At 33.4% G+C, this 1,768-nt stretch carries 1 protein-coding gene; it reads right to left on the reverse strand.

The features are described 5' to 3' along the window. Positions 1-194 precede the first annotated feature (194 nt). Positions 195-1,643: an IS1182 family transposase gene (locus tag J3495_RS18930; protein ID WP_210668534.1), complete on the reverse strand. Its 1,449-nt coding sequence runs from the start codon at positions 1,641-1,643 to the stop codon at positions 195-197. Positions 1,644-1,768: the final 125 nt, after the last annotated feature.

Raw genomic sequence — 1,768 nt, forward strand, 5'->3', positions numbered from 1 at the left:
GAGGGCACTGAAAAACATCCCTTATTTTGATCAGGTTTATTTTTTAGACAATAAAAAAACGCTTATAACAGGACTTTAAAAAATCCGCTATAAGCGTTTTTCGTTTTATAACTGTTTTTGATTTGACCTTATATGTGTTGATTTTTGATTTGTAGAGAGGCATTTTTGTATAAGCATACTTATTTTATGGTTTCTTACATTAATTTCAGTATTCTTTTTAAGTTGACTGTAAAAATCGCCATTGCTCCTTGCATTTGCATATTGTTGATGCCATACGTTATCGCTCTATCGTATCCATGTACATTTTTTAATTCACTGTTTTTAGCTTCTATTTTGTATCTGTGTTTGGCCTTTTCTTTATAGTAGTCGGTTTCTTGAAAAGCAATTTGTTCTTGGTGTAATTCTGATTTTATTGATACCGAATATGTTTTTGTCTTTGATCCTTCTTTGTAACATCCTTCTTTTAACGGACAAGACTTGCATTTCTCAATATCAAAATAGTAGGTTTGTGTTTGATTCTTTCCAACATTTTTTCTGCCCTGTTTTGATTTTCGTATTGCCATGTGCCCTGCAGGGCAAACAAATCTATCGGCATCTTTATTATAATCGAATTTATCTTCGTCTTTTCTAGCTCCTTGTGCTATTGTAGAATTCAGTTTAGCTACCATTTTAATCTCTAACTCGCTTGCTCGCTTGAGATTTTCTGTTCCTGTATAAGCTCCATCACCAATGATAGTATCTACATCAATTCCGTTTTCCTGACTCATCTTTATAAGTTTAGGGAGTTCGGGGCCATCTCCTTTTTCGCCTGATGTCACTACCGCCGCGGTAATAATTCGCTCTTCTGTCATAGCTAAATGAGTCTTATATCCAAAGAAAGAGCTATCAGCGGATTTATGACCTGTTTTGGCATCTGTGTCTTTTGATAAAGTAAAATTTTCCTGAGTATCTTCTATAGTTTCTTTAAGAAGGTTTAGCTTTTCTTTTACAGCAGGTATAGAACTCAAAGATTCTTCTTTTTCTATACGCTGCTCCAGTTCTTTACAATAGGCCAATTCTTTTTCTAATTCATTGGTATGGTTCTTCTTTGGCATATGTTCTTTGAATTGATCATCAAATAAATACACCGTTTTTCGTAATAGTTTAGAGCGCTCTCTAAGCACATCAATTGCTGAAAATGGATTGGATCTCGATAAAGTATGTGTAGCATCCACTATAATAGACCTGGACTTGATGATTCCCTTTTCAACAGCTATAGTCACTGTTTTACCAATGAGTAGATTTAATAAGTCTGTATCTTTAAGACGAAGTTTACGAAATTTCGTCAATGAACTTGAGTTTATGACACCTTCTTCTGGCGTCATTTCTAAGAAATACTTAAAAGACATGTCAAAACGAGAACGCTCTACTACATCAACATCAGAGACATCATAAATTGTTTTTAGAAGCAAATACTTAAACATACGCACTGGACTTTCTGCTGTGCGACCATTACTTGTGCAATATTTATTCAGCAACTCATCGTAGATGAATGAAAAGTCTATAAGTTCGTTGATTTTTCTAAGGAGATTATCCTGAGGAACAATTAAATCATATAATGAAGAGTAGGGACTAAACTGAATTTGTTGCTGTTGAATTAACATCTAAAAAGTCTTATGATTACACGTAAAAGATACAAAAAAAGGAGCAGAAAACTTTTAGCTTCTACTCCTTTTAATTAATAATTATTCTTGAAAAAGAATTTTGAAAAGACTTTTTCAGTGCCCTC

The sequence above is a fragment of the Flavobacterium geliluteum genome (assembly GCF_017948595.1).
Lineage (GTDB): Bacteria > Bacteroidota > Bacteroidia > Flavobacteriales > Flavobacteriaceae > Flavobacterium > Flavobacterium flavipigmentatum.

What these genes read in the sequence shown, in the direction of transcription:
- J3495_RS18930 (WP_210668534.1), bottom strand. Translation starts at nt 1,643, where the DNA reads ATGTTAATTCAACAGCAACAAATTCAGTTTAGTCCCTACTCTTCATTA.